Annotated in this window: 17 protein-coding genes and 1 tRNA gene; 8 read left to right on the forward strand and 10 right to left on the reverse strand. The window is 72.5% G+C overall.

From position 1 onward, the window contains the following. Positions 1-34: 34 nt before the first annotated feature. The 7 genes from PUR71_RS30325 to PUR71_RS30355 form a co-directional block, all read right to left on the reverse strand. Entirely contained in the window at positions 35-2,575 is a 2,541-nt protein-coding gene (locus PUR71_RS30325; protein ID WP_329930369.1) for a sensor histidine kinase KdpD, read from the reverse strand. Between the two features lie 139 nt (positions 2,576-2,714). After that, entirely contained in the window at positions 2,715-3,344 is a 630-nt protein-coding gene (gene kdpC / locus PUR71_RS30330) for a potassium-transporting ATPase subunit KdpC (protein WP_329930370.1), read from the reverse strand. Positions 3,345-3,367: 23 nt separating this feature from the next. Beyond that, a complete protein-coding gene (gene kdpB, locus PUR71_RS30335; protein ID WP_329930371.1) occupies positions 3,368-5,488 on the reverse strand; it encodes a potassium-transporting ATPase subunit KdpB in 2,121 nt (706 codons plus the stop codon). Further along, entirely contained in the window at positions 5,488-7,149 is a 1,662-nt protein-coding gene (gene kdpA, locus PUR71_RS30340; RefSeq protein WP_329930372.1) for a potassium-transporting ATPase subunit KdpA, read from the reverse strand. Before kdpA ends, kdpB begins: the two co-directional genes overlap by 1 nt. A gap of 1 nt (position 7,150) precedes the next feature. Continuing rightward, positions 7,151-7,240 (reverse strand): K(+)-transporting ATPase subunit F, encoded by a 90-nt coding sequence (gene kdpF / locus PUR71_RS30345; protein ID WP_037830997.1) that lies wholly within the window; start codon positions 7,238-7,240, stop codon positions 7,151-7,153. 348 nt (positions 7,241-7,588) lie between these two features. Then, positions 7,589-9,421: an APC family permease gene (locus PUR71_RS30350; RefSeq protein WP_329930373.1), complete on the reverse strand. Its 1,833-nt coding sequence runs from the start codon at positions 9,419-9,421 to the stop codon at positions 7,589-7,591. Between the two features lie 396 nt (positions 9,422-9,817). Further along, positions 9,818-9,898, reverse strand: a tRNA-Tyr gene (locus tag PUR71_RS30355). A 216-nt stretch (positions 9,899-10,114) separates the two neighbouring features. On the opposite strand from PUR71_RS30355, the gene PUR71_RS30360 reads away from it, so the two are divergent. After that, a complete protein-coding gene (locus PUR71_RS30360) occupies positions 10,115-10,603 on the forward strand; it encodes a YajQ family cyclic di-GMP-binding protein (RefSeq protein ID WP_329930374.1) in 489 nt (162 codons plus the stop codon). A gap of 98 nt (positions 10,604-10,701) precedes the next feature. On the opposite strand, the gene PUR71_RS30365 is transcribed toward PUR71_RS30360, so the two are convergent. Next, complete coding sequence (locus tag PUR71_RS30365; RefSeq protein ID WP_329930375.1) at positions 10,702-11,262, reverse strand: hypothetical protein; 561 nt, start codon at positions 11,260-11,262, stop codon at positions 10,702-10,704. Positions 11,263-11,388: 126 nt separating this feature from the next. Continuing rightward, complete coding sequence (locus PUR71_RS30370; protein ID WP_329930376.1) at positions 11,389-11,880, reverse strand: hypothetical protein; 492 nt, start codon at positions 11,878-11,880, stop codon at positions 11,389-11,391. A gap of 307 nt (positions 11,881-12,187) precedes the next feature. On the opposite strand from PUR71_RS30370, the gene PUR71_RS30375 reads away from it, so the two are divergent. The 6 genes from PUR71_RS30375 to mug all read left to right on the forward strand — a co-directional run bounded on the left by PUR71_RS30375 (position 12,188) and on the right by mug (position 18,242). Next, positions 12,188-13,723, forward strand: a complete 1,536-nt coding sequence (locus tag PUR71_RS30375) for an APC family permease (RefSeq protein ID WP_443077617.1) — start codon at positions 12,188-12,190, stop codon at positions 13,721-13,723. Beyond that, positions 13,720-13,866 carry a hypothetical protein gene (locus tag PUR71_RS30380; protein WP_329930377.1) on the forward strand — a complete coding sequence of 49 codons (147 nt, stop codon included), beginning with the start codon at positions 13,720-13,722 and terminating at the stop codon, positions 13,864-13,866. The genes PUR71_RS30375 and PUR71_RS30380 overlap by 4 nt, the downstream gene beginning before the upstream one ends. 50 nt (positions 13,867-13,916) lie before the next feature. Beyond that, a complete protein-coding gene (locus PUR71_RS30385) occupies positions 13,917-15,269 on the forward strand; it encodes a dipeptidase (RefSeq protein WP_329930378.1) in 1,353 nt (450 codons plus the stop codon). Between the two features lie 189 nt (positions 15,270-15,458). Beyond that, complete coding sequence (locus PUR71_RS30390) at positions 15,459-16,577, forward strand: aminopeptidase P family protein (protein WP_329930379.1); 1,119 nt, start codon at positions 15,459-15,461, stop codon at positions 16,575-16,577. A 118-nt stretch (positions 16,578-16,695) separates the two neighbouring features. Further along, positions 16,696-17,694, forward strand: a complete 999-nt coding sequence (locus tag PUR71_RS30395) for a phosphatase PAP2 family protein (protein ID WP_329930380.1) — start codon at positions 16,696-16,698, stop codon at positions 17,692-17,694. Next, positions 17,691-18,242, forward strand: a complete 552-nt coding sequence (gene mug / locus PUR71_RS30400; protein WP_329930413.1) for a G/U mismatch-specific DNA glycosylase — start codon at positions 17,691-17,693, stop codon at positions 18,240-18,242. Before PUR71_RS30395 ends, mug begins: the two co-directional genes overlap by 4 nt. Here the strand turns inward: mug and PUR71_RS30405 are convergent. Beyond that, the gene (locus PUR71_RS30405) at positions 18,182-19,141 is read right to left on the reverse strand and encodes a LysR family transcriptional regulator (RefSeq protein WP_329930381.1); all 960 of its coding nucleotides are present in this window, start codon (positions 19,139-19,141) and stop codon (positions 18,182-18,184) included. The two genes, mug and PUR71_RS30405, sit on opposite strands and share 61 nt — an antisense overlap. 133 nt (positions 19,142-19,274) lie before the next feature. Here PUR71_RS30405 and PUR71_RS30410 point away from each other — a divergent pair, with 133 nt between their 5' ends. Then, entirely contained in the window at positions 19,275-20,285 is a 1,011-nt protein-coding gene (locus PUR71_RS30410; RefSeq protein ID WP_329930382.1) for an NADP-dependent oxidoreductase, read from the forward strand. Positions 20,286-20,311: the final 26 nt, after the last annotated feature.

Below are 20,311 nucleotides of genomic sequence, written 5' to 3' on the forward strand. Positions count from 1 at the left end.
GAACACGCACCCACCGATGATTCGTTCGCTTCGCTCACTCATGTGCGGGCTCCTCCCGAGTGGCGGCTGCGGGCAGGGTGAGCAGCATCGTGGTGCCGCCCCCCGGGGTGTCCTCGACCTCCAGGCTGCCGCCCATGGCCTCGGCGAGGCCGCGCGAGAGGGCGAGGCCGAGGCCGACGCCGGTCGTGTTGTCGGTGTCGCCGAGGCGCTGGAACGGCAGGAAGACCCGGTCGCGGTCCTCCGGGGCGATGCCGGGGCCGCGGTCGATCACCCGGATCTCGACCTGGTCGGCGTGGTGACTGGCGGTGACCAGGACGGGCGCGCCGGGCGCGTTGTGCCGCAGCGCGTTGGTGATCACGTTCGCGAGGACGCGCTCCAGCAGCGGTGGGTCGGCGAGCACCGGCGGGGCGGTGTCGAGGTCGAGCGGCTGGACCGGTGCGTACGGGTCGGGGAGGCTGTCCAGCGCCCGGGGCAGGATCTCGTCGAGGTGGGTCTCGGCGAGGTGCAGGGTGAGGGCCCCGGCTTGGAGGCGGCTCATGTCGAGCAGGTTGTCGACCAGGCGGGTGAGCTTGACCAGCGACTCGTCGGCGGTGGCGAGGAGTTCGGCCTGGTCCTCGGGCGAGAACTCGACGTCGGGGCTGCGCAGCGAGCCGACCGAGGCGAGCGCGGCGGCCAGCGGAGTGCGCAGGTCGTGGCTGACGGCGGCGAGCAGGGCGGTGCGCATCCGGTCGGCGGCCTTGATCGGCTCGACCTCCGCGGCGACGACGGCCAGCCGGTCTCTCTCCAGGGCGGCGCCGACGTGGGCGGCGAAGGCGGTGAGGACGCGCTGGTCGGCGGCGGGCAGCCGGCGGCCGGTGAGCACCAGGACGGCGTCGGTGCCGACCGGCACCTCGGTGGTCTCCCCGCCGAGGTCGCCCGGGTGTTCCGCCTCGGAGTGGGCCAGCACCTCGCCGCGGGTGCGGGAGAGCAGGGTGACGGCGTTCATGCCGAAGGCCGTCCGGGACTTCTCCAGCAGCGCGGGCAGCGCGTCGGCACCGCGCAGCACGCTGCCCGCCAGGGTGGAGAGGGTCTCGGCCTCGGCGGTCGCGCGGGCGGCCCGGCTGGTGAGCCGGCCGGCGTGGTCGACGACGGTGGAGACGGCGAGCGCGACGGCGGCGAAGACCACCAGGGCGACGATGTTGTTCGTCTCGGTGATGGTCAGGGTGTGGACGGGCGGGATGAAGAAGTAGTTGAGCAGCAGCGAGGCGATGACGGCGGCCAGCAGTGCGGAGGTGGCGCCGCCGAGCAGGGCGACGATGACCACACCGAGCTGGAAGATCAGCGCGTCGGTGGTGAGGTTCACGCTGTGGTGTGCCTGGGAGAGGACACCGGTCAGGATCCACGGCACCACGAAGCCGGCCGCGTAGCCGGCGACGGTGCGGCGCCTGGAGTGGCGCCGGCCGAGCGAGGGAAGCTTGCCGCGGCGGGTGAACTCGTGGGTGACCATGTGGACGTCGATGTCCTCGGAGGCGTCCACGGTAGTCTCGCCGATGCCGGGGCCGGTGAGGAAGCGGCTGATCCGGCCGCGGCGGCTGGTGCCGAGGACCAGCTGGGTGGCGTCGTGGGCGCGGGCGAAGGCCAGCAGCGCGGTGGGGATGTCGTCGCCGACCACCACGTGGTAGCTGCCGCCGAGGGTCTCGACGAGCTGCCGCTGCTGGGCGAGCGCGCCGGAGGAGGCGCCGGCCAGGCCGTCGCTCCTGGTCACGTGGACGGCCAGGAGGTCGCCGCCGGCGGTGCGGTCGGCGATCCGGGCGGCGCGGCGGATGATCGTCTCGCCCTCGGGGCCGCCGGTGAGGGCGACCACGACGCGTTCGCGGGTCTCCCAGACGCGGTCGATGTTGTGGTCGGCCCGGTAGTCGCGCAGGCCCTCGTCGACCCGCCCGGCGACCCACAGCAGGGCGAGTTCGCGCAGGGCGGTGAGGTTGCCGACCCGGAAGTAGTTGGAGAGCGCGGCGTCCACCTTCTCCGCCTTGTAGACGTTGCCGTGGGCCATGCGGCGGCGCAGCGCCTGCGGGGCCATGTCGACGAGTTCGATCTGGTCGGCCCGGCGGACCACCTCGTCCGGGACGGTCTCGCGCTGCGGGATGCCGGTGATCTTCTGGACGACGTCGTTCAGCGATTCCAGGTGCTGGATGTTGACGGTGCTGATGACGTCGATGCCGGCGGCGAGCAGGTCCTCGACGTCCTGCCAGCGCTTGGCGTTGCGGCCGCCGGGGATGTTGGTGTGCGCGAGCTCGTCGACGAGGACGACGGACGGGCGGCGGGCGAGCACGCCGTCGAGGTCCATCTCCTCGAACTCGACCTCCCGGTAGGAGCGCCGGACCCGCGGCAGGACTTCGAGTCCGTCGAGCATGCCCTCGGTGTGCCGGCGCCCGTGGCACTCGATGTACCCGACCACGACGTCGGCCCCGCGCTCCTGTCTGCGCCGCGCCTCGTCCAGCATCCGGTAGGTCTTGCCGACCCCGGGGGCGGAACCCAGGTACACCCGCAGCCGGCCGCTGCGGGGACCGGTGCCGGGCGTGAGGTCGCGGGCCATGGGCGCTGCTCTTTCGTCTCCTGCGGGGCGGCCTGCCGGGGCGGCCCCGCACCGGGTCGGGATGTACGGCGGCCGACCCGGGCGGGGGGTTGGTGCCCCGCCCGGGTCGGCCCGTTTCACAGCTCCAGCCGTAGGGCTGTCACTTCTGTTCCGCCAGTGCCTCGTTGAGGAGGACGACGTTCACGCCCTCCTGGCCGAGGAAGCCGAGCGAACGGCCTTCGGTGTACTTGTCGACCAGCTTGGCGACCGTCTCCGCCGGGAGGTTGCGCGTCCTGGCGACCCGGTTGACCTGCTCCTTGGCGTAGGCCACCGAGATGTGCGGGTCGAGGCTGGAACCGGAGGCGGTCAGCGCGTCGGCCGGGACGCTCGCCGGGTCGACGCCGTCGAACTCGGCGGCGGCGGCGCGGCGGTCGTTGACGGCCTTGAGCAGGTCGTCGCTGTTCGGGCCCTGGTTGGAGGCGCCCGAGTTGTCGCCGGCGTAGTTGTTGGCGGAGGGGCGGGGCTGGAACCACTTCGGGTCCGGCTTGGCCTCTTCCTTCGGGTCGTCCGGGTTGGCCTTGGGCAGGTTGTAGTTCTGGCCGAGCAGGCTCGAACCGACCGGGTTGCCGTCGGACTTCACGATCGAGCCGTTGGCCTTCTCGCTGAACCCGACCTGGCTGATGCCGGTGACCAGCAGCGGGTACGCGATCCCGAGGATCACCGTCAGGACCAGCAGCATCCGCAGCGCGGTGAAGTGGGTGCGGACGGTCGTCGGCAGGGGCTTGGACATGATGCTTCTTTCCTTTCCCTGCGTCAGCTGAGGCCGGGGATGAACTGGACGATCAGGTCGATCAGCTTGATGCCGACGAACGGCACGATCAGTCCGCCGACGCCGTAGACCCCGATGTTGCGGGCCAGCAGGGAGCTCGCGTCGGAAGGACGGTAACGGACGCCGCGCAGGGCGAGCGGGATGAGGCCGATGATGACCAGGGCGTTGAAGATGATCGCCGAGGTGATCGCGGACTGCGGGCTGTGCAGGCCCATGATGTTGAGGTGGCGCAGGCCCGGGTACACGCCGGCGAACATCGCGGGGATGATCGCGAAGTACTTGGCCACGTCGTTCGAGATCGAGAACGTGGTCAGCGCACCGCGGGTGATGAGCAGCTGCTTGCCGATCTCGACGATCTCGATCAGCTTGGTCGGGTTGGAGTCGAGGTCGACCATGTTGCCGGCCTCCTTGGCCGCCATGGTCCCGGTGTTCATCGCGACGCCGACGTCGGCCTGGGCGAGCGCCGGGGCGTCGTTGGTGCCGTCGCCGGTCATCGCGACCAGCTTGCCGCCCTCCTGCTCCTTCTTGATGAGGGCCATCTTGTCCTCGGGCGTGGCCTCGGCGAGGAAGTCGTCCACGCCGGCCTCCTCCGCGATCGCCTTGGCGGTCAGCGGGTTGTCGCCCGTGATCATGACGGTCTTGATGCCCATCCGGCGCAGCTCGTCGAAGCGCTCCCGCATGCCCTCCTTGACGACGTCCTTGAGGTGGATGACCCCGAGGACGCGGGCGGGCTCGGCCCCGACCTTGGCCGCGACCACCAGCGGGGTGCCACCGGCGGCGGAGATGCCGTCCACCAGGGTGGCGACCTCGCTGCCGACCGAACCGCCGTTCTCGTTCACCCAGGTGGTGACGGCGCCGGCCGCGCCCTTGCGGACCTGGTGGACGCCCGCGGGTTCGTCCAGGTCCACGCCCGACATGCGGGTCTGGGCGGTGAACGGGACCCAGGTGGCGTGCGTCAGCTCGCCCTGGGCGCGGGCCCGCAGGCCGTACTCGGTCTTGGCGAGGACGACGATCGAGCGGCCCTCGGGGGTCTCGTCCGCGAGGGAGGACAGCTGCGCGGCGCCGGCCAGCTCGTCGGTCTCCACGCCCGGGGCGGGCAGGAACTCGGCGGCCTGGCGGTTGCCCAGGGTGATGGTGCCGGTCTTGTCGAGCAGCAGGGTGTTGACGTCGCCGGCGGCCTCGACGGCGCGCCCGGACATCGCCAGCACGTTGCGCTGCACAAGGCGGTCCATGCCCGCGATGCCGATCGCGGACAGCAGCGCGCCGATGGTGGTCGGGATGAGCGCCACGATCAGGGCGACCAGGACGATCATCGACTGCGGGGCGCCCGCGAACGTCGCCATCGGCTGGAGCGTGACGACCGCGACCAGGAAGACGATGGTCAGCGAGGCCAGCAGGATGTTGAGCGCGATCTCGTTCGGCGTCTTCTGCCGGGCGGCGCCCTCGACGAGGGCGATCATCCGGTCGATGAACGACTTGCCGGGCTCGGAGGCGATCTTCACCACGATCCGGTCGGACAGCACCTTCGTGCCGCCGGTCACCGCGGAGCGGTCGCCCCCGGACTCGCGGATGACCGGCGCGGACTCACCGGTGATCGCCGACTCGTCGACGCTCGCGACACCCTCGACGACGTCGCCGTCACCCGGGATGACCTGCCCGGCCTCGACCACCACGTGGTCACCGAGGCGCAGGGCCGTCCCCGGCACCTCTTCCTCGTCCTGGGTGGCCGGCCAGTCGGTGAGCCGCCGGGCCACGCTCTCGGTCTTGGTCTTGCGCAGGGTGTCGGCCTGGGCCTTGCCGCGGCCCTCGGCGACGGCCTCCGCCAGGTTGGCGAAGATCGTGGTGAGCCAGAGCCAGACCGTGATCGACCAGGCGAACACCGACGGGCTGGCGATCGCGGAGACGGTGGTGACCACCGAGCCGACCTCGACCACGAACATGACCGGGTTCTTGACCATCACCCGGGGGTCAAGCTTCTTCACCGCGTCCGGCAGCGAGGTGAGCAGCAGCTTCGGGTCGAGCAACCCGCTGGAGACTCTGTGCGAACCGGCGGCGGCGGCCTCGGCCTGGTCGGCCGGTGCGGGAGTGAGCGTAGGGGTGGACATCAGGAGAGACCTTCCGCGATCGGCCCGAGAGCCAGGGCCGGGAAGTAGGTGAGGCCGACGACGATCAGGATCACGCCGGACAGCAGACCCACGAAGAGCGGCTTGTGCGTGGGCAGGGTGCCCGGGGTGGCGGGGACGGGCTGCTGCTGTGCGAGCGAGCCGGCCAGCGCCATGACGAAGACGATCGGCAGGAAGCGGCCGAAGACCATCGCCAGGCCGAGCGCGGTGTCGTACCAGTCGGTGTTGACGGTGATGCCGCCGAAGGCCGAGCCGTTGTTGTTGGCGGCCGAGGTGAACGCGTACAGCACCTCGGAGAAGCCGTGGGCGCCCGAGTTGAGCATCCCGGCGCGCTCGCCCGGCAGGGCCATCGCCACACCGGTGCCGACCAGCACGATGGTCGGGGTGGTCAGGATGTACAGCGAGGCGAACTTCATCTCCCGGCCGCCGAGCTTCTTGCCCAGGTACTCGGGGGTGCGCCCGACCATCAGGCCGGCGACGAAGACCGCGACCACGGCGAGGATCAGCATGCCGTACATGCCCGAACCGGTACCGCCGGGCGCGATCTCGCCCAGCATCATGTTGAAGATCGCCAGACCGCCGCCGAACGGCGTGAACGAGTCGTGGAAGGAGTTGACCGCACCGGTGGACGTCAGCGTCGTCGAGGCCGCGAACAGCGAGCTGGCGGCGACGCCGAAGCGCTGCTCCTTGCCCTCCATCGCGGCGCCGGCGGCCTGCAGGGCCGTGCCGTGGTGCTGGGACTCCGCGAACGTCATGAGCGCGGCCGAGGCGACCCAGAAGATGGTCATCACGGCGACGATCGCGTAGCCCTGGCGGTTGTCGCCGACCATCTTGCCGAAGGTGCGCGGCAGGGCGAAGGCGATCACCAGGAGCAGGAAGATCTCGATCAGGTTCGAGAAGCCGGTCGGGTTCTCGAACGGGTGCGCCGAGTTGGCGTTGAAGAACCCGCCGCCGTTGGTCCCGAGGAGCTTGATGACCTCCTGGGAGGCCACCGGGCCGCCGGGGATCTTCTGGACCTCGCCGGACAGGGTGTGCACGTCGGTGAAGCCGTGGAAGTTCTGGATCACGCCGCTGGCGGCCAGCACCAGGGCGAAGAGGATCGAGATCGGCAGCAGCAGCCGCAGCGAGATCCGGGTGAGGTCCACCCAGAAGTTGCCGACGCGGTCGGTGCGGTTGCGCGTGAAGCCCCGGATCAGCGCCGACATGACCGCGATGCCGACGGCCGCGGAGACGAAGTTCTGCACCGCCAGACCCGCCATCTGCACCAGGTGGCCCATCGCGGACTCGCCGGCGTAGGACTGCCAGTTGGTGTTGGTGACGAACGAGATCGCGGTGTTCCAGGCCTGGTGGCCCTCCATCTGCGGAACGCCCAGGTTCAGCAGGAGGAAGGTCTGCAGCCGGATCAGGGCGTAGAGGAAGAGGACGGAGACGGCCGAGAAGGCGAGCACCGAGCGGAGGTAGACCGGCCAGCGCTGGTCGGCGTCGCCGTCCACGCCGACCACCTTGTAGATGCCGCGCTCGACTCTGAGGTGTTTGGCCGAGGTCAGGAGCTTGGCGATGTAGTCGCCGAGGGGCCGGTAGCACAGGGCCAGCGCGCCGACCAGGGCGAGGGCCTGCAGCCAGCCCGCGAGAGTGGATCCCATGTCAGAACTTCTCCGGGAAGATCAGCGCGACGACGAGGTAGCCGACGAGCGCGACGGCCACGATCAGACCTGCGAGGTTCTCGGCGCTCACAGCTTCTCCACCCCCCGCGCGATCAGGGCGATGACGGCGAACACGGCGACCGTGACACCGACGTAGATGAGGTCGGACATGGGCTCCACCAGCGTGGTTCGGGAGACTGCCGCGCCCGGCCGGGGGGCCTCTCGCGGCACCGGCGGAAGACCGGCTGAAGCAGCAAACCAGCCGTCAGAGGCGCGTTACGAGGTCCCTGACGCCCTCCATACGGGTGAACGAGGGACGTTGACGCGACCTTGACGCGGACGGGTGACGGGAACGCGGAACGGTCCCGGTCGGCGTTCGCCGTCCAGGACCGTTCGTATCCACATGTGCAGGTCGGGTGTGTGGGCGGACGGCCGCCGGTCACATCCTCATGCGCAGGCGGCACACCACCGCGTCGGTGCTCCGGCGCAGGGCGCGGTCGATCACGGCGCCCCGCCGGTTCTGCAGCGCCCGCTGGTACCAGTGGGCCGGCTCCACCTCGGGGATCAGCACGGTCAGGCGGTCGTACGCGTGCTCCTCCCCCAGCCTGTTGACGAACTCCGCGATCGGCCGGCCCAGCCGGCGGTGGCCGTCCGGGATCTCCACCAGGGGCACGCCCGGCTGCCACAGCTCCCAGTCCCGGCGCAGCGCCTCGGCCTCGGCGGGCTCGTGGACGACGGTCACGGCCAGCACCTCGTCGCCGAGCGACAGGGCCGCCGACAGGCCGTCCCGGGTGAGCCTGGTGATCGCCGTCACCGGGACGACGACCAGGCTGCGCCGACGGACCACCGCGCCGGGCACCCGGCCCAGCTCCAGGCGTTCGCCGATCCGCTCGTAGCCGCGGTGGACGAGCTCGAAGAGCAGCACCAGCAGCGGCAGCGCCACCACGATGCCCCAGGCGCCCTCGGTGAACTTGGTGCCGGTCACGACGAGCGCCGCGACCCCGGTGAGCAGGGCGCCGAAGCCGTTCAGCGCGGCCTTCCAGCGCCAGCCGGCGGGCCGGTGCAGGTACCAGTGCCGGACCATACCGACCTGGCAGACGGTGAAGCCGACGAACACGCCGATGGAGAACAGCGGCACCAGGCCGTTGACGTCGCCGCCGGAGCCGACCAGCAGCGCCGCCGAGACGGCCGCGAGGAAGAGGACGCCGTGCCGGTGCACCTGCCGGTCCGCGCGCAGCGCGAACACGTGCGGCAGGTGGTTGTCCCGGGCGAGCAGGTGGAGCAGGACCGGCAGGCCACCGAAGGAGGTGTTGGCGGCCAGGCCGAGCAGAACCACGGTGGAGGACTGGACGACGTAGAACGCGGCGCCGTGCCCGAGCGAGGCGTCGGCCAGCTGGGCGAGCACGGTGACGCCGTCGACCGGCTGGAGGTGGAAGCGGCCGATCAGCACGGCCAGTCCGATCAGCATCACGCCGAGCAGTGCGCCCAGCGCGACCTCGGTGTTCTGGGCGCGCCCGACCCGCGGCGTGCGGAAGGAGGGGACGGCGTTGGCCACCGCCTCGACGCCGGTCAGCGCCGAGCAGCCGGCGGCGAAGGTCTTCAGCAGGAGCAGCGCGCCGACGGTGGTGGCGTTCTCGGCCAGCCCGGAGGCGTGGCCGGCGGCGGCCGCGGTGCCGGCGGGGGCGTCCCGGAACAGGCCGACCACGATGATCGCCATGATCGAGAAGACGAAGACGGCGGTCGGCGCGATGAACCAGCGGGCCGACTCGGCGATGCCGCGCAGGTTCACGGCCGTCACCAGGACCAGCACGCCGAGGCAGAGCCACATCCGTTCGTCGTACAGGCTCGGCACGGCCGAGGTGAGCGCGGCCACGCCGGCCGTCACCGACACCGCGACGTTCAGGACGTAGTCGATGACCAGCGAGGCCGCCGCGGTGAGCGCCGTCCGGCGGCCGAGGTGCTCCTTGGCGACCGCGTACGACCCGCCGCCGTCCGGGAACGCGGCGATCACCTGCCGGTAGGAGGCCACCAGCACGGCCAGCAGGACGGCGATCGCCACCGTGACGGGGAGCGTGAAGCCCAGCCCGTACGCCCCGGCCGCGGCGAGCACCAGGACGATCGACTCCGGCCCGTACGCCACCGAGGCCATGGCGTCCAGCGAGAGGGCGGCCAGCCCGCCGAGCGCCGTGAGGCGGTGCCGTTCGTCACCCGCGCCGACGTCCGGCGGCTGGGGGTCGGCCTCGACGGCCGGGGTGGAGATGGCGCTGGACATCGACGGGGCCTCCGCGGTCGGTAGTTGATCCGATCCTGCGGGTCACGGCCCCGGCGGCACTCCGGCCCGTACGCGATCCTGACGCGGCCGGGAACGCCTTTTACGCCTTGCTGACGCCGCGCACGGAGGCACGACGGGGCCGCGGCGGGCGCACGGGGGAGGTCTGGACGGGGGTGGGTGGGCCACGTCACGGCGGTCGCCGCTTGGGAAGACGGGAAGGACTCCCACCCCCGCGGCCCCACTCTGCTGCCTGACTCCTGTAATTGCAAGCAATGTGCAATAAGTCGCCGGCCGGCTCCATGGGAGGCGGCGCGGGAGGAGCGCGGGAGGAGGGCGGGGAAACGAAAACAGCCCCTGATCCGCGTTTCCGCAGATCAGGGGCTGTTTTCTATCCTGTGGCTGGTGCAGGGTTCGAACCTGCGTAGCTTGCGCGACAGATTTACAGTCTGCTCCCTTTGGCCGCTCGGGCAACCAGCCAGGATTGGTGTCTCCCGGGGTCTTGCCCCGTTCGACTCCGTAAACGATACCCGATGCCAGGGGGTGCTTCGCCACTCGATTGGTCACGCGATGATCAAGGCTTTCGGCGTGGCTGTCGGGGGCGGTGGCGGGGCGGCGCTGGATAGGCTGGGGCGGCGGGCGCCCGGTGCGGCGCGCCGTGCCAGTGAAGCCAGAGCATCAAGGAGACCAACACCCATGGCCGACTCCAGTTTCGACATCGTCTCGAAGGTCGAGTGGCAGGAGGTCGACAACGCGATCAACCAGACCTCCCGCGAGATCGCCACCCGCTTCGACTTCAAGAACGTCGGCGCCGAGATCAGCCGCTCCGGCGAGAAGATCGAGATGAAGGCCAACGGCGAGGAGCGCGTCCGGGCCATCCTCGATGTGCTGCAGACGAAGTTCGTCAAGCGCGGCCTGTCGCTGAAGGCCCTGGACGCCGCCGAGCCGCAGCTGTCCGGCAAGGAGTACAAGATCTTCGCGAACGTGAAGGAGGGCATCACCACCGACGATGCCAAGAAGGTCGCGAAGATCATCCGGGACGAGGGCCCCAAGGGCGTCAAGGCCCAGGTCCAGGGTGACGAACTGCGCGTCAGCTCCAAGAGCCGCGACGACCTCCAGGCCGTCCAGGCCCTCCTCAAGGGCAAGGACCTGGACTTCGCGCTCCAGTTCGTGAACTACCGCTGACGCCTCCCGGCCGGTCCCCGGCGGCGACGACGAAGGCCTCGGTCCTGGGTGCGGGACCGGGGCCTTCGTCGTCGGGCCGTGGGGTGCGGCCGGTGGGGTCAGCCGGCGCTGGGGTGGGGGTGGACGGCGGTGCGGGCCGCCGTGGCGTCGGCCAGCGCCTGGGCCTGCGCCTTGAGGGACGCCAGGCGCTCGTTCACATCCGTGGACGGGAGCTTCGGTGGGGCCGGCGGGGTCACCGAGGGCGCGGGCACCGGCAGCGACGGGGGCGCCGGCAGCGAACCGAGCAGGCCGGACAGCGTGTTCAGCACGGTCGTCAGCAGCTGGCCCACGACGTCGAGGCCGGGGACGGAGGAGGTCACGCTCGACAGCAGGCCGGTGACCGTCTTGATGATGTCGCCGAGGGTGCCGGACGGGTCGGGGGTGGCGGGGAGGGCCGGGAGACCCGGGGCCGCGGGGGCCGGGACGGCCGGCAGGGTGGGGACCGCCGGGGCCGGGACGCTCGGCACGGGGACGCTCGGGAGCGGGTCGGCGAGCGGGGCCGAGACGACGGGGGTTCGGGGGGCCGCGGAGCCGTTGCCCGCGGTGATGGCGGATGCCGAGGCGACCGGCGTCAGCGCGAGGGCTGCGGTCAGCGCGGCGGCCATCCAGGTGGCACGCATGGGTACTGCTTCCTCTCGATGCGAGTGGGGCGAGATCGCCTGACTCACACCGTGGGGCAGCCACCCGGACGCAGCCACCGCACGTACGCCGAACGGTGGCGCGGCGGCCCGCGCGCCCGGCGCGGCTCAACCGGCCGTCGCCGCCCAGCCGTCGGTGCTGCGGTGGGCGCCGAGGCCGACCGCCTCGAACTCGTCCGCCCGCCCCTCCCCCACCCGGGCGCCCAGCTGTCGCAGGACGCGGGAGATCGGGCTGCCGTCGGGCGCGAAGGGTTCGAACGCACTACTGAGCGGGCCGAGTTCGAGCCGACCGTCGGACCACACGGCGGCGCGCTGGGTGCCGGTGCCGCCGAAGAAGTCGGCCTCGACGCAGGCGACCGGGCCGGCCTTGGACCAGGCCGCGAGCCTCAGTTCGAAGCCGTCCGGGTGCCAGGCGAAACCGGCGCCACCGTCGGACTTGCGCTCGTCGCCGTCGGCCCGGAAGGCGGCCAGGAACGCGGGCGTGGCCGGGATCAGGGCCAGCCCCTGTGCGAGCGGCGCCACGCGGGCGGACGGCACCTCGGCCGCCGCGACCGTCAGCAGCTCCAACGTGCCGATCAGCGCTCGGAGTTCATACGACATGCCGGACATCGTGTCCCACGGCACCGACAACCGGCCCGGAATTTACGATTCCGTGCCATCCGGAGTCCACACGGCCGCCCGAACTCTCGCACTCGCAGCGCGCGTTCGGGCACTCGCACCGCGCACCGGCAGGCCGCGGGCCGATGCGCGGTCACCCGGGCGGGCGCGCGCCGCATGCGGCGCTGCGGGCAGACGGGTGAACTGGCCGGGTACGGCCCGCCCCCAAGCCCGCCCCGCCGCCCGCCCCGCAGCCCGTACCGGACGAGGCCCCGTACCGGACGAGGACCCGCCCCGGAGGAGGACCCGGATGAGTTCCACGGACGCGCCCCCACCCCGCCCGGACGGCCCGCAGGCCGGCCCCGCCACCCGGGAGCGCGGCGGAGCGGTGGCCGCACGGGTGGCCACCGCACCGCGGATGTCCTGGCTGACGCTCGCCCTGATGACCACCAGCTCGGTGGCCAGCCTGCGGTCCGCCCCGACCATGGCGGTCTACGGCCTGGCCTGCGTCTTCCTCTACCTCGTCCCGGCGCTCGTGTTCCTGCTGCCGACCGCACTGGTCTCCGCCGAGCTCGCGTCCGGCTGGGACGGCGGCGTCTACCGGTGGGTGTCGGAGGGGCTGTCGAAACCGCTCGGCTTCCTCGCCGTCTGGTGCCAGTTCGCGATGACGATCTTCTACTACCCGTCGCTGCTGGCGTACGTCGCCTCCACGATCGCCTACGTCGTGAACCCGAGGCTGGCCGGCAACGGCCCGTACACCGCCCTGGTGATCATGGCGCTGTACTGGACCGGCGTCTGGGTCTCCTCCCGCGGGACGAAGGCGGTCGCCGGCCTCTCCTCGATGGGCCTGGTGATCGGCACGCTGATCCCCGGCACGCTGCTGGTGGTGCTCGGCTTCGTCTTCCTCGGCCAGGGCAACGCCTCCGCCGCGCCGATGGACGGCGCGCGCCTGTTCCCGCAGTGGACCGGCCTGGCCAGCCTCGTGCTGATCGTCAACAACTTCCTGAGCTACTCGGGCATGGAGATGAACGCGGTGCACGTCTCCTCCCTGCGCAACCCGGCCCGGGAGTTCCCGCGCTCGATGTTCACCGCCTCCGGGATGGTGCTGGCGATCTTCATCCTGCCCGCGCTCGCGATCAGCTGGGTGGTGCCGTCCAGCGAGCTGAGCCTGACGGCCGGCGTCATGCAGGCCTTCGACGCCTTCTTCCGGTACTTCGACGTCGGCTGGCTCACCCCGGTCATCGCGGTGGCGCTGATCGCGGCCTCGCTCGGCGGCATGCTCACCTGGCTCGCCGGGCCGTCCAAGGGCCTGCTGATGATCTCCCGCCAGGAGGGCTACCTGCCGCCGTTCCTGCAGCGGCTCAACAAGGAGGGCGTCCAGCAGAACCTGCTGGTCACCCAGGGAGTGATCACCACGGCCATCGCCCTCATGTACGCCCTGATCCCGAACGTCTCGAGCGCCTACTGGATCTTCTCGGTCATCACCACGCAGGTGTACCTGATCGTCTACCTGCTGATGTTCGCCGCCGCGATCCGGCTGCGCCGCACCCGGCCCGACCACCCGCGCGGCTACCGCGCCCCCGCGCTGGTGCCGATGTGCGTGATCGGCATGCTCTCCTCGGCCGCCGCGATGGCGATCGGCTTCGTGCCGTCCTCGCAGTTCGGCAGCGGCAGCGTCTGGTCCTACATCGGGATCGTCGGCGGCGGGCTGCTGGTCCTCGGGCTGCTGATCCCGTACCTGTTCCTGCGGCTGCGCAAGCCCGACTGGCGGTCCCCGGAGGCGGCGGCCGAGCTGGCCGCCCAGGAATCCGCCGAACTGCGCGACGCCGGAGGAGGCACGGCATGACGGCCGATCCGATGGCCTCCCGGCACCGCTGGATCTACCTGGGCTCGATCGTCCTGCTGGTCGCGATGCTGGTCACCGGGCTGCTCGCCGCCATCCAGGACCGGATCGACGGCTTCGACCTGCGCGACACCGTCCGCACGTAGCCGCCCGCAGCTACCGCCCGCCACGCCGAAGCCAGCCCACGGGAGCCCGCATGACCGACGAACTCGCCAGCCGTGTAGCCGGGTTGATGCCACGGGCCAAGGCCGACCTGGCCGAGCTGGTGGCCATCCCCTCCGTCGCCGACCCCCGGCAGTACCCGCCGGAGCACTGCCGGGAGGCCGCCGAGTGGGTCGCCGCCGCCTTCACCGCGGCCGGCCTGCGCGACGTCCACCTGGAGGAGACCCCGGACGGCAGCCACGCCGTGATCGGCCACCGCCCGCCCCCGCCCGGCGCGCCGACCGTCCTGCTCTACTGCCACTACGACGTCCAGCCCCCGCTCGACGAATCCGCCTGGACCTCCGAGCCGTTCGAGCTCACCGAGCGCGACGGCCGCTGGTACGGGCGCGGCGCCGCCGACTGCAAGGGCAACATCGTCATGCACCTCACCGCGCTGCGGGCGCTCGGCGAGGACGTCCCGGTCGGCCTCAAGCTCGTCGTCGAGGGTTCCGAGGAGCAGGGCACCGGCGGCCTGGAGCAGTACGTGCCGCCGCACGCCGGGGAGCTGCACGCGGACGCGCTGCTGGTCTGCGACACCGGCAACGCCGCCGTCGGCGTGCCCACCGCCACCACCTCCCTGCGCGGCGTCGCCAACGTCGTCGTCACCGTCAAGGCCCTGCGCGGCGACGTGCACTCCGGTATGTTCGGCGGCGCCGCCCCGGACGCGCTCGCCGCGCTGATCCGGATGCTCGACTCGCTGCGCGACGCCGACGGCGGCACCCGGATCGACGGCCTGGACTGCACCGGCACGTGGAGCGGCGCAGGCTACGACGAGGAGCGGTTCCGCTCCGACGCCGGGGTGCTGGACGGCGTCCGGCTGACCGGTTCCGGCACCGTCGCCGACCGGCTCTGGGCCCGCCCCGCCGTCACCGTCCTCGGCCTCGACTGCCCGCCCGTGGTCGGCTCGGCCGCCGCCGTCCCGGCCACCGCACGGGCCCGGGTGAGCCTGCGGGTGCCGCCCGGCACCGGGGCGCGCGCGGCGCAGGACGCGCTGGTCGCGCACCTGGAGGCCGCCGCACCCTGGGGCGTCGCGGTGGACGTCGAGCGCGAGAGCGCCGGCTCGCCGTTCCGGGCGGACACCGGCGGTCGCGCGTACGCCGCGCTCGACCGGGCGATGCGGGAGGTGTACGGGCAGCCGATGTCGTTCCTGGGCCAGGGCGGCTCGATCCCGCTGTGCGACGTCCTCGCCAGCACCTACCCCGAGGCGGAGATCATCCTGATGGGCGTCGAGGAGCCGCGCTGCCTGATCCACGCGCCGAACGAGAGCGTCGACCCGGGCGAGATCGAGCACATGGCCCACGTCGAGGCGCTGTTCCTGCGTCACTTCGCCGACGCCGCGCGGGCGTGACGGCGCCCCGGGCGGCCCGCACCCGGCCGCACACTGGCCGGCCCCGTCCGCATCCGGCCGCACACTGGCTGCACCCGGCCGAACCCGGCCGCACCCGGCTCACCGCGCCGGCTCCGGACGGGTGACGCGGCCCAGCCGCGTGATGGAGTTCCTGACAGCAGCCCGTCCGGACCTTGAGGAGGAAGACCCGTGCCCCGACCCTTCACCACCGAGGACTACCGCGCCCGGCTGGCCCGCGCCGCCGCCGACGCGACCGCCGCCGGACTGGCCGGCCTGGTCGTCGCCCCCGGCCCCGACCTGCTCTACCTGTGCGGCTACCAGCCCACCGCGATCACCGAACGCCTCACCGCCCTCGTGCTCGGCACCGGCCGCGAACCCGCGCTCGTCGTCCCCCGGCTGGAGCGCCCGGACGCCGAGAAGGCCCCCGGCACCCCGGCCGTCCGGCTGCTCGACTGGCGCGACGGCGAGGATCCGTACGCCACCGCCGCCCCGCTGCTCGACCCGGCCGGGCGGTACGGCGTCTCCGACAACGCGTGGGCCATGCACCTGCTCGGCCTCCAGAGCGCGCTGCCCGGTGCCGCCTTCACCTCGCTCACCGCGAGCCTGCCGATGCTGCGCGCGGTCAAGGACGCCGACGAGGTGGAGCGCCTGGCCGCAGCCGGCGGCGCCGCGGACGCCGCGTACCGGGGCATCCTGGAGGTCGAGTTCGCCGGCCGCCGGGAGACCGACGTCGCCGCCGACCTGGGCGCGCTGCTCATCCAGTACGGCCACGGCCAGGTCGACTTCACCGTCGTCGGCTCCGGCCCCAACGGCGCCAACCCGCACCACGAGGCCGGCGAGCGGGTGATCGAGCGGGGCGACACCGTGGTGCTCGACTTCGGCGGCCTCAAGGACGGCTACGGCTCGGACACCACACGGACGGTCCACGTCGGCACGGACGTCCCGGCCGAGGTCCGCAAGGTGCACGACGTGGTCCGGCTCGCCCAGCAGACGGCGTTCGAGGCCGTGCGGCCCGGCGTCACCTGCCAGGAGATCGACCGGATCGCCCGCCGCGTGATCACCGACGCCGGCTACGGCGAGTACTTCATCCACCGCACCGGCCACGGCATCGGCATCACCACGCACGAACCGCCGTACCTGGTCGAGGGCGAGGAGCAGCCGCTGGTGGCGGGCATGTGCTTCTCGATCGAGCCGGGGATCTACCTGCCCGGCCGCTTCGGGGTGCGGATCGAGGACATCGTGACCGTCACGGCGAACGGAGGGCGACGGTTCAACAACACCCCGCACGAGCTCGGCATCGTCTCCTGAACCGGCTGCCAAGCAGCACCGAACCGACCCAAACCACGTGCCATGAATAGGACTTTCTTAAGATCCGGTCATTGTTCGTCAAGGCTCCTCCCAGCTTGCGCCGCTAGTTTCGGCGGGCATGACCAACCTGCTGCGGCCGGCCCCACCACCACGACTCGTGCGGGCCGGGCGGCCTAGCCCGGCGGGCGCGGCGGCCAGACTCCGGCCGTTGCGGCTCCTCGCCTGGCCGCTCTACCTGGCGGCCCTCGTCTGGTATGTACGGGGCAACGGCCTGCCGTCCGCCAACGACGTGGTCTTCTGCTGGCTGATCGGCGCCCTGCTGACCGCCGCCGTGCACAGCGGGCACGGCCCTCGCGGCTTCCTCATGGTCCTGCGCGACTGGGTCCCGGTGATGGCCGCGGTGTGGACGTACTCGCTGCTGCGCGGCTACGGCGCCCACACCCCGTGGGCGCCGCACTGGCTGCCGCAGCTGGACGCGGACGAGGTGCTGGGCTTCGGCGAGCCCTGGACCGTCCGGCTCCAGGACGCGCTCTACACACCCGGCGCGGCGCACTGGTACGACTACGCGGCGGTCACGGTCTACCTCTCGCACTTCTTCATGGTCTTCGTGATCCTCGCTGTCCTGTGGCGGCGCAACCATGCGCGCTACGTCCAACTGCTCACCTGCTACCTGGTGCTGACCTTCGCCGGCTTCGCGACCTACCTGCTCTACCCGGCCGACCCGCCGTGGCTGGTCGCCCAGGCGGGCCACATGCCCGGACTCACCCGGGTGGTGTCCTCGGTGCTCACCGACATCGGGCTGCCGCAGGCGCAGTCCGTCTTCGAGAACGGCAGCCAGTTCGCCAACGACGTCGCCGCGATGCCCTCGCTGCACTCCGCCTATCCGGCGATGCTGCTGTTCTTCTTCTGGCCCACCGCCCGCCCCTGGCTGCGCGCACTGCTCGTCGCCTATCCGCTCGCGATGGCCTTCACGCTGGTGTACGGCGCCGAGCACTTCATCGTCGACATCCTGGCCGGCTGGGCCTACGCGGCCGTCGTCGTCCTCGGCCTCCGGCGGCTGCGCTCCCGCCGCACACAACGCGCGCGGGAACGGGCAGACTTGGCCGGGTGCAGATGACGCCCGCGAAGCCCACCGCCGAACAGCTCCTGGCCGCCAAGGACACCACCATCCCGGACGTCACCGGGCCCGGCCTGCGCGTCCTGTTCTGCGGGATCAACCCCGGCCTGTGGTCCGGCGCCACCGGCCACCACTTCGCCCGCCCCGGCAACCGCTTCTGGCCCGCCCTGCACCGCTCCGGCTTCACCGACCGCCAGTACCGGCCGGACGAGCAGGGCGAGCTGCCCGCCCTCGGCCTCGGCATCACCAACGTCGCCCCGCGCACCACCGCCAAGGCCGACGAACTGACCGCCGAAGAGCTGCGCGAGGGCGGCGCCGCCCTGCGCGAGCGCGTCCTGCGGCTGCGCCCGCGCGTGCTCGCCGTCCTCGGCATCGGCGCCTACCGGACGGCCTTCGGGGCGCGGAAGGCCGTGATCGGGCGGCAGCCGGAGGGCATCGGCGGCACGGAGGTGTGGGTGCTGCCGAACCCGAGCGGGCTCAACGCGCACTACACGCTGGACGCGCTGGCGGCGGAGTTCCGCGCGCTGCGGGAGTCCCTGGAGGACTGACCGGCCGCCACCAGCCCCTCCGGCAGCGGCCCGGCCCGCAGCTCGCGGATCAGCGCCCGGACGGCGGCCGTCGCGGCCAGCTCGGGCGTGGTCACGTACCCGACGGACCGGCTGGGCGGGCGCGGCCCCAGATCGGTGACGGCGAGGCCGGCCGGGGCGCCGAGCAGCGTGGTCCTGGGCATGATCGCCATGCCGAGGCCCTGGGAGACCAGCGAGACGGCCACCGAGTCGTCCTCGACGTCGAGCGTGGCGGCCGGGATCCAGTCCTGCCGCTGCCACCAGTCCCGGGTGTAGGAGCCGCAGTTCTCGTCCCAGTCGACCAGCGGCAGCCCGCGCGGCGCCGGGTGGCCCACCGGGTGCGCGAGCGCGTACGTCTCCTCGAACAGCCGCGCCGAGACGAGGCCGGGCACGGGCGGCGGGCCGCCGCCGTCCAGGGTGGCGAGCCCGAGGTCGGCGCGGCCGTCGGCGACCTCGCCGGCCGTGCCACGGCCGAGCTCCCGGACGATCCGCACCCGAGGCGCCAGCCCGGGATGGCGGGCGACGAGCCGGGCCAGGACGGGCGGCAGCACGTGCGCGGCGACGCTGCGGAACGCGGCGATCCGCAGCGGGCCCGCCACCTCCTCGACTCCCGCGCCCGCGGCCCGCACCTCGGGGCCCATCGCCGCCGTCAGCCGCAGGATCCGGCGGGCGTACGCCACCGCCCGCACGCCGGCGTCCGTGGGGCGTGCGCCGTGGCGCCCGCGGTCGAAGAGCACCGCGCCGAGCTTCCCCTCGCAGGCGCGCACGGCGTGCGAGACGGCGGACTGGGTGGTCCCCAGACGTGCGGCGGCCGCGGTGAAGCTCTGCTCCTCCTCGACGGCGACCAGGATCCGCAGCTCGTGCGGGGCGAGATCGGTCATGCGGGCGAATCTACCGCCATCCATCGAATCCGCTCATGGAAGCGGCCGTTCCATCGCCGCCGGCCCCTGCCCGGCCGCTCCCCCGCTTCCTACGGTGGTCACGTCCACCCCACGAACGACCCCGGAGCCACCGATGACCCGCCCCACCGTCCGCGCCGTCCACCAGGTCTCCCGTCCCGTCGGCGCCCCCACCGCCGCGGACTTCGCGTTCGTCGAGGAGACGGCCCCCGCGCTCGCCGACGGCCAGGCGCTGGTCGAGAACGTCCACCAGTCCGTCGACCCGTACATGCGCGAGCTGATGGACGAGGGCGGCTGGGAGCTGAACGCCCCGCTGGAGGGCCGCGCCCTCGGCCGGGTCGTGGAGTCCCGCAGCACCGCGCTGCCGGTCGGCACCCTCGTCTTCCACCGCAAGGCCTGGCGCACCCACTCCGTCGTCACCGCGGACGACGCCCACCCGCTGCCCGACTTCGCGGGCGTCCCGCTCAGCGCCCACCTGGGCGTGCTCGGCCGCACCGGCCTGTCCGCGTGGGTCGGCCTGACCAGGATCGCCCGGCTGCGGCCCGACGAGACGGTGTTCGTCTCGGCCGCGGCCGGCGGCGTCGGCACCGCGGCGGGCCAGTTCGCCCGGCTGCTCGGCGCCGGCCGTGTGATCGGCAGCACCGGCTCGGCCGCCAAGGCCGCGCACCTCACCGACCGGCTCGGCTTCGACACCGCCTTCGACTACCACGACGGCCCGATCGCCGACCGCCTGCGCGAAGCCGCTCCGGACGGCCTGCACGTCTACCTGGACAACGTCGGCGGGGACCACCTCGCGGCGGCCATCGACGTGCTGCGCGACCGCGGCCGGATCGCGTGGTGCGGCGCGGTCGCCCAGTACGACCACGCCCACAACCCGCCCGCGGCGCCGCGCAACCTCTACGACATCGTCGGCAAGAGCCTGCGCCTGGAGGGCTTCCTGGTCCGCGACCACCTCGACGCCCGCCCCGACCTGTACGACTTCGCCGTCCCGCACCTGCGCTCGGGCGCGCTGATCCCCGACGAGACCGTCGTCCACGGCTTCGACCGCGTCGTGGACGCCTTCCTCGGCATGCTGCGCGGCGCCAACACCGGCAAGATGATCGTCCAGCTCGCCGACGAGTCCTGACGCCCTACGCCAGCACCGCGAGCTCC

The sequence above is a fragment of the Streptomyces sp. SP17BM10 genome, from assembly GCF_036322405.1.
Lineage (GTDB): Bacteria > Actinomycetota > Actinomycetes > Streptomycetales > Streptomycetaceae > Kitasatospora.